The sequence below is a fragment of the uncultured Lactobacillus sp. genome (assembly GCF_947367085.1).
Lineage (GTDB): Bacteria > Bacillota > Bacilli > Lactobacillales > Lactobacillaceae > Lactobacillus.
Genome location: NZ_CANBCP010000069.1, coordinates 1 through 8,292, shown reverse-complemented (window position 1 = coordinate 8,292; position 8,292 = coordinate 1). Strand labels below are relative to the sequence as shown.

General features: G+C 35.5%; 7 protein-coding genes, 2 tRNA genes, 1 pseudogene and 1 other annotated feature. Of the genes and pseudogenes, 8 read left to right on the top strand and 2 right to left on the bottom strand.

What is annotated here, in order from left to right:
- Nucleotides 1-145 precede the first annotated feature (145 nt).
- Nucleotides 146-380 (top strand) — a binding site (T-box leader).
- Between the two features lie 219 nt (nt 381-599).
- From Q0Y70_RS08875 to Q0Y70_RS08845, 7 genes are all read left to right on the top strand, one after another.
- Nucleotides 600-1,406, top strand: a complete 807-nt coding sequence (locus Q0Y70_RS08875; protein ID WP_297819989.1) for a transporter substrate-binding domain-containing protein — start codon at nt 600-602, stop codon at nt 1,404-1,406.
- 23 nt (nt 1,407-1,429) lie between these two features.
- Entirely contained in the window at nt 1,430-2,089 is a 660-nt protein-coding gene (locus tag Q0Y70_RS08870) for an amino acid ABC transporter permease (protein WP_297819986.1), read from the top strand.
- Nucleotides 2,082-2,816: an amino acid ABC transporter ATP-binding protein gene (locus tag Q0Y70_RS08865; protein ID WP_003717485.1), complete on the top strand. Its 735-nt coding sequence runs from the start codon at nt 2,082-2,084 to the stop codon at nt 2,814-2,816. Before Q0Y70_RS08870 ends, Q0Y70_RS08865 begins: the two co-directional genes overlap by 8 nt.
- Before the next feature lie 20 nt (nt 2,817-2,836).
- Entirely contained in the window at nt 2,837-3,568 is a 732-nt protein-coding gene (locus Q0Y70_RS08860) for a GntR family transcriptional regulator (RefSeq protein WP_124031469.1), read from the top strand.
- A gap of 4 nt (nt 3,569-3,572) precedes the next feature.
- On the top strand, nt 3,573-4,433 hold the full coding sequence (locus Q0Y70_RS08855) for a PfkB family carbohydrate kinase (RefSeq protein WP_297819967.1): 861 nt from the start codon (nt 3,573-3,575) through the stop codon (nt 4,431-4,433).
- A gap of 2 nt (nt 4,434-4,435) precedes the next feature.
- The gene (locus Q0Y70_RS08850; protein ID WP_124031470.1) at nt 4,436-5,425 is read left to right on the top strand and encodes an SIS domain-containing protein; all 990 of its coding nucleotides are present in this window, start codon (nt 4,436-4,438) and stop codon (nt 5,423-5,425) included.
- Between the two features lie 233 nt (nt 5,426-5,658).
- Nucleotides 5,659-5,731 (top strand) — tRNA-Thr (locus Q0Y70_RS08845).
- Between the two features lie 161 nt (nt 5,732-5,892).
- On the opposite strand, the gene Q0Y70_RS08840 is transcribed toward Q0Y70_RS08845, so the two are convergent.
- Entirely contained in the window at nt 5,893-6,384 is a 492-nt protein-coding gene (locus Q0Y70_RS08840; protein WP_297819962.1) for a flavodoxin, read from the bottom strand.
- A 179-nt stretch (nt 6,385-6,563) separates the two neighbouring features.
- On the opposite strand from Q0Y70_RS08840, the gene Q0Y70_RS08835 reads away from it, so the two are divergent.
- A tRNA-Asn gene (locus tag Q0Y70_RS08835) sits at nt 6,564-6,636 on the top strand.
- A 152-nt stretch (nt 6,637-6,788) separates the two neighbouring features.
- Here the strand turns inward: Q0Y70_RS08835 and Q0Y70_RS08830 are convergent.
- Nucleotides 6,789-8,020, bottom strand: a pseudogene (locus Q0Y70_RS08830) (ISL3 family transposase).
- Between the last annotated feature and the right edge of the window lie 272 nt (nt 8,021-8,292).

The window sequence follows — 8,292 nt, the reverse complement described above, 5'->3', positions numbered from 1 at the left end:
GAAGAATACAATGGGAAGATTGAAATATACGTTTAAAAGAAGAGCAATAACCGCCGCAACAAGCAATTGTATTCTGAAAATTAAATTAAAGAAAAATGTTGACTTTCTAATTTTAGGATGTTAACCTTTTGATAATCAATTTAACAAAAAGATGTTGATCAAGAAAGATTAATAATACTTACTTAAGAGAGCCAATGTTTGGTGTAAATTGGTGGACAGTATTATAAAAATCTATCGCTTGTGAGTCGTATATCGAAACTTAAGTAGAATGTACTGGTAGGCGCCCATTATCGTGCCAGCTAATTGTTGCTTTGCAACTGTTGGTGAAGGTAGTGATTTCACTACGAAAAAAGGTGGTACCACGTGAAAACGTCCTTTTCAATCTCAGCTTTGGGGTTGGTAAGGTTTTTTTTATTTAAAATTTAAAGGTGGTGGTGTAAATGTCAGATAGCGACATTATTAATATTAAAGAAAGAAAGTATACTAAGAAACTCTATTAATCATAGAAAGGTGTGTCCTTTTTTGATTAATATTTAATTCGTTGTTTAATTTATGACGTTATATAACGTCTTATTTAATAAAAATTGGAGGACTTACCTATGAAAAAGCTTAAAGCACACCGTCTATTTTATGTATTAACTCTTCTAGGAACACTTTTGCTTCTTTTAACTGGATGTGGAAAGTCAAATAAATCATCACTTCAACAAATTAAAGAGCGGGGTACTCTTAGAGTGGGAATGGTCTCTGCTAATCCACCATACGAATCACAGGTTCAAAAAAATGGCAAAACGCAAATGCAGGGCGCTGATGTTCTACTAGTAAAGAAAATTGCCAAGAACTTAGGCGTTAAATATGAATTAAAGACAATGGATTTAGATGGACTTTTGCCTGCTTTACAAGCTAAGAAAGTTGATATGTTAGTTACATCAATGGCTCCAACGCCAGAAAGACAAAAAGCGGCTAAGTTTACTGACACGTATTACAAGAGTACCAATGTCTTGGTTGTTCCAAAGGCTAAACTAGCTCAATACAAAAATGCCAATAATTTCAAGCATGCTACCATTGCTGTGGTTAATAATTCATCTCAACAACCAATGATTCATAAGGTATTCCCTAAAGCTACCACTAAGGATCTATCAAAGGTTACCGATTTAGCTTTAGCAGTAAATAATGGAAAAGCTGATGCCTTCTGCATTGACAAACCGACTGCAACTATCCTGCTGAAGAAGAATCCAGAATTAACTATGACTTCATGGCGACACAACGATGGATCAAAAGGTGCTGCTATTGCTCTTCCTAAGGGGACTTCGGATGACCTTGTAAATCGCTTAAATGAAGTAATTCACCAAAACAAGGCACAATATAGCAAGTGGGTTGATCAATATGCACAGAAAGGAACCAACTAACAAGGATTAGAAGGAGTGATTTTATGTTTTCAAATTACTCATTTATTACAGAATATTGGCCATTATTTATGCATGGCCTTGTAACGACAATTGAACTTGCGGTTATCTCAATTGTCTTGGGTCTACTATTAGGTATTGCCTTGGCTGTGATGAAAATGTCAAAGTCAAACTTACTAAGCTTAATCGCAAAAACCTACATTGGCTTCATTCGTAATACTCCTTTATTGGTTCAAATATATATCGTTTATATTGGCCTTCCACAATTACTGGGATTCTCCGTAAATGACTTTGTAACAGGTATAGTGGCGCTAACCTTGTATTCTGGTGCTTATATTGCGGAAATTATTCGATCTGGTATCCAATCTTTACCGGTAGGGCAAACAGAGGCAGCAGAAAGCCTTGGTATTCCATCATATCGTATTTTATTGAATATCATCTTACCACAAGCATTCAAAAATATACTTCCAGCACTAGGAAATCAACTTATCGGTAACGTTAAAGATTCATCATTGGTATCAGTATTAGGTATCACCGATATTATGTTTGCTGCTCAAACAGTTCGTGGTTCAACAGCCTTAGGATTGGAACCCATGATTATTGCTTCTGCTCTTTACCTGGTAATTTGTCTGATTCTGAATCAGATTCTTGCTTTGTTTGAAAGGAGGATGCGTCACGATGCTTGAATTACGTCACGTCACAAAAAAGTTTGGAAATAACACTGTCTTACATGACATTAATCTTAAAGTCCATAATGGAGAGGTTGTAGTGATCATTGGTCCTTCTGGATCAGGAAAAAGTACGTTGATTAGACATATGAATCTCTTGGAACAGCCAACTAGCGGTAAAGTACTTTTCCAGGATAAAATTATTTCAGGGAGTATTTCTAAAAAAGCTCAACAAAGGGTTCACGAAAATATTGGAATGGTCTTTCAACATTTTGACTTATTTCCTCATTTTACTGTTAGACAAAATATTTCGTATGCTCCAAGAGTGGTAAAGCATTTATCAAAATCTCAGACTGATCGACAATCAACGGAATTACTAAAGGAAATGGATCTGGAAAATAAGGCTGATGCCTATCCTGATCAACTTAGTGGTGGACAACAGCAAAGAATTGCAATTATTCGATCTTTAGCAATGAACCCTAAGGTAATGCTTTTTGATGAACCGACATCTGCTTTAGATCCTGAAATGGTAGAAGAAGTTCTGAAGTCAATGAAAAAGTTAGCTAAGAGTGGCATGACCATGGTTGTTGTTACACACGAGATGGGATTTGCACAGGAAGTTGGCAGTCGCGTAGTTTTTGTAGATAGAGGTCACATTTTGGAACAAGGCACACCAGATGAGATTTTTCATCATGCAAAGCACGAAAGAACAAAGAACTTTATTTCTAAAATTCTATATACCTAGAATAGAGAGTGTATCTAATTATGTTAGAAAAAAATATTAAGACACCATTATATGAGCAAATTGAGATTGAATTAAAACGCTTAATCAATGATGGTAAATATAAACAAGGTACTTTAATTGCTTCTGAATCAGAACTTGGCAGAGAATTTGGAGCTAGTCGAATCACTATTAGACGGGCTGTTAGTGATTTGGTTGATCAAGGTTATCTGGTTAAAAAACAGGGAAAAGGAACTTTTGTTCAAGCAAACATAGTTGAACGTAATTTATTACATCTAGGAAGCTATTCAAATTTTATGAAAAACAGTGGTAAGCATCCTTCTGTACAAATAGTTAAGCTACAAGAAATAGCAAGTACAGATAAAATAGCAGAATTACTAAATATTTTCCCTGGAGAACCAGTTATAAATTTGAAGCGACTAGTTAAGTTTAATAAGGCAGTAAGTGGCTTAGAAAGTGCTTACTACTCTTCAAATAAATTTCCAAAATTAAGAGAAAAAATCACCCCAGATATTTCAATGACTAGCCTATTGTCTACTCAATATGGATATAAGGAACTGGGTAGTAACCAATTATTGAGCTATGTACCAGCTACTAGTGAGTTAGCTCAATATATGAATAAGGTTCCAGGAGATCCTCTATTCAAATTACGTCGTCAAGTAATGGATAAAGAAGTTATTTATGTGACTTTCAACTATTACGACGCATCTACTACCAACTTTGCCATTACATCTGGAAATCAAAGAAAGGAATGATTCTATGAAGGTCTTAGCCATTGGCGATAATGTAATGGACATTTATCTCGATAGCAAGAGAATATTTCCTGGTGGCAATGCGGTTAATTTCAGTGTTATGGCTACTCGAATGCCAGGAATTACTAGTGGGTATCTTGGTAATTTTGGTAATGATAATTTGGCTGAATTAATGAAAAATACATTAAAAAAATTTAATGTCAACATTGAGCATTGTAAAAATTTGAAAGGTGAATCTGGATATTCGCTGGTTAAAGTTGTTAATGGCGATAGAAAATTTCTAGCTAGTAATAGAGGCGGCGTTCTGAATCAAGGAATTAAGATTTCAGATGACAAGGACTATATTAATGCAATGGATTTAATTCATTTAAGTGTTAATGGTAAAGGAAAAGAAATAATTAATTATATTAATAAACCTAAAATTGTCTATGACTATTCCGATTTCTCTAATGAGGATGAAATAACTTTAACTATTAATAATGTAGATCTTGCTTGTTTCTCAGTGGGGAATATAAGTAAAGATAAGGTAGTTGAACGAGCAAGACAGCTTCAAAGCATGGGAAATTATCATACTATTCTACTATTTACTATGGGAAAACAAGGGGCAATGGTTTTTACAGGAAATCGTTGCTATTACCAGTCGGCTCAACTGACTAATCATATTAAAGACACCATGGGTGCTGGAGATTCTTTTATTACTTATTTTAGTACAAGCTTGCTAAGAGAAAATTGGGATATAAGATCTATTCCTAATATTTTGAAATCAGCTAGTTTATTTAGTGCTAAGCAATTACAAATAAATGGATCGCTAGGAGTAAGTTTTAAGATTCCTGATTTGCAACTAAAAGAATTATGTAAGGAGAGGTAATTATGGAAAAAGAAACAACTCGTCAAGAAGTACAAGAATTAGTAAAAAAAATTGTTGATACTAAAGATGTTAAGTCTCTAGTGTTTATGGGATGTGGAGCATCTTATTCAGAATTATTTGGCGCATATTATTATGCATTACAAAACTCAAAGGAACTTGGTAGTCATTTGCTTGAAGCAAACGAATTTAATTATGATGTTCCTAATTATTTTGGAGAAAATACAGTAGCTGTCATAGCTTCTCTAGGTGGTACAACTAAGGAAACTTTAAAAGCGGTACATAATGCTAAGGAAAAAGGCGCAACAGTTCTAGCATTAACTTTTGCTCCTGATTCACCACTAACTAAAGAGACTGACTATGTTTTACAGCATAAGTTTTTTGAAAGTTATGCCACAAAGTCTTCTAAACAGAAGGTAGCTCTAACCTTTGCGGTTGAATTATTGCATGCATTAGGTGAAAGCAATAATTATAATGAAATGGTACAAGGATTATCAGTGGTTGATGAAGTTGCCAATGATGCAGCTGCTAGTGTGGATAATGATGCACAAAAATTTGCAGAAAGATATAAGGACGAAGATAAGGTATTTACATTATCATCAGGTTCTAATAGAGGGGTAGGGTATTCAACTGCTAACTTTATCTTTATGGAAATGCAATGGATTACAGGAGTTAATCTTGATAGTGCAGAACTATTTCATGGGCCTTTTGAATTAGCAGTGAAAGAAGCACCATTCCTCCTATTTATGTCAGATGGAAGAACACGTCATCTAGACTCTCGAGCACTAGAATTCTTGCAACGTTTTGGCACTAAGTATACAGTTATTGATGCTAAAGACTATTGGCTCGATAGTAAAATGGACGCTTCAGTTGTTGATTACTTTGATCCACTGGTGCTTACCTCAGTAATGAGAAAGTTTGCAGAGTATCTGGGAAAAGCTCGAAAACATCCATTATCAAAGCGTCGCTATATGTGGAAATTAGAAAATTACTAAAGTAAAGAGGTACCACATAATAGTTAGATTATTTTCTAACTATTATGTGGTACTTTGCTAAATTATAAAAGAAGAGATAAATTAATTTACTTAGTCAAAAGAGGAATGGGAAAAATTGAATAAATATTTTTTCTAAGTAGCTAGATTTTGATATAGAAGAATATATTTTAATTTAAATTAAGTGTTTTCACTAACTAATTAGCATGATACAATAGTATTCGTTGATTGGTTTTGCTAACTTAGCTCAGCTGGTAGAGCATCTCCCTCGTAAAGAGAAGGTCGGAGGTTCGACTCCTCTAGTTAGCATTTGAATCACTATAAAAGCTTTCAACAGCGGATTTTTATGAACGCTGTTGAAAGCTTTTTTTACTCTTATTAAGAGCTGGTGGAAACTGAAAGTTAGTTTGATTAATAAATAAAAAAATCCGAAGTGCTATGAACTAGTATCTCGGATCCTTTAATGATTATTAACGAGCTAAGGATAGCGAATTTAACCAACTATCGATTGCTGATTGTGAATTGAGGACATTACCCTTATTCAATTCAACATTATAGTTATTTTCCTTAATTGTCCGTTCAACATTGGACTGTGCTCGAGCGTAGCCAGTACTGCTCGATGTTCCAAAGGTCGCTAAATGCTTGCCGTTAAGATTAAGGGTGTCGATGGTAGCAGCAATTAAGCGTGGCGGAATTCCCCACCAGATTGGGTGACCAATTACCACATTGTCATAATTATCAAGTGATGGCAGGTCATCTTTGATTGGAACCCGACCATCATGTTCTTGCTTTTGCTCAACGGTCGCACGGGTTGATTCATCATGCCAATTAAGGTCATCATTAGTATATGGAGTTACTGGATGAATTTCAGCAATATCAGCATTAAGCTTTTCTGCTACTTCTTCTGCCACTTTCTTTGTTGTTCCTGTAGCGGAGAAATAAAGGACAAGTGTATTAGCCATATTAAAAGCCTCCTCAAAGTTCTCTTACTTTTCATAAGTATTATAGTTGATAGATCGCTTATCAGCAAATAATTCATCATTATGAGAAAAGTTAATTAGTAAATTGAAATCTCTGCTTGCTACTTACGGTATTTTCCTGTATAATAAATTTCGTTGTTGAGATAACAATAACATATTATTCCGGCATAGCTCAGTTGGTAGAGCACCTGACTGTTAATCAGGTTGTCGTCAGTTCGAGTCTGACTGCCGGAGTTGATAAAAAGGCACTGATTTTAATTAGTGCCTTTTTTTGTACTAAAAGAAGAAAATTTAGATAGCTTATTTTTTTAAAGTAATTTTCTGGGTATCTGTCAACTGGTATTGATGGATATCGATGCCACCTACAGAAATGTGGGTGGTATTTTTTATGCAAATAAACAATCAATTCTTAAAAAGAAAAATTCTTGATTGGCAAAGCCATAACAGACGCGCTTAAGAGTCTTAATTTTTCGATTGATTCCTTCCAGGGGACCATTGGAATATTCATACTTAGTACTATTAATGACGGCTCGGCGGTTCTTTCTCAGGGTGGCAATTGTAGTGTCCATTGCGGTTTTGTTAGGTTGGTAATGTTCTAAAACATCTTGCAAGAGCTCCTGATCACGATCATGTAATGCCTTGGTAATTGTTTGATAGGTTTGGTAAACAGCCTTAAAGTCGTCGAATTTATTGGTGATTAGATCAACGGCATTTTGTTTAGTCATGTATTCGTTAATCCCCCGTAGATAGACGGGTTTCTCTGGGTGTAGTTCAGTTTGTTTAAGGTGGAAGAGTCGCCATTGGGATTTCATAATCTTATATTCACGACTATGAGCATCTAAGAACTTAAGGATATTAATCCGACAGTTTTCTAAGGCCCGACCAGTAAGTTGAATAATGTGAAAACGATCAATGATAATTTGGGCATTAGGAAAAAGACGGTAGATGAAGCTTTGGTATTGAGCGTTGAAGTCAATCACGACCGTTTCTACCTGTTCTCGTTCAGCTTTACTGTAGCGATTCTCAAAGTAGTCAATGATAGATGGCGAAAGACGATCCTTAAGCTTAACGACCAGTTGATGTGATTCACTATCACAACAGATAAACGACATCACCGATTTAACGGAGCGGAATTCGTCAAAGCAAAGGTGCTTTGGGAGGACTGCCATCCGATAGTGACGCTTCATGCGTTCTTTGATAGTTCGATGAACACTACTTGGTGAACAATGACAGATACGAGCGACCAACTGGCCATTTAAACCTTCTTTAGAGAACGCCATAATTTGATTTTTTAGCTTACGAGAGAGCGTTTGGTTCGGCTTCGTTAAATCAGTAGTGGCACCAAAAGTTGTCTGGCAATTGGAGCAGTAATAGCGCTGCTTAGCAAGGATCATTTCATACCGGGTGCCATTAAGGCTATCTAAGCGCAAGTGAGTTTTGCGCCGACCATTTCTACTGACTTAAAGCCACAGTTCTTACAGCGTTCAACGGGATAAGACAGAGAGGCATAAATCAGCTTCACTTTCTCGTTATTTTGAATCGTGGTATCGACCTTTTGAATTTTGATATTCTGGTCTTCAATTTCGAGGAGATTTAAGATAGAATTATTTTGGGACATCTGCATAACCTTCTTTACATGATTTTTGTGGTGAATTGATTGTACAACATAAGGGCAGCAGTTGTCCTTTTTGCGTACAAAAAACTGGCATTGATTTTGTATCAATACCAGAAAGTGTATACCCAATTTTGTCTGAATACGGTATTTGTTATAAAACTAAATCCATTCATTAATTACTTGGCTTAATTCCCTTTGATTAGCGTAACTAGTATTAGAGAAAATTCCGCTTTTAACTTACTAAAGACCGTTTCATAAGCTGCGCTGTCCAGACC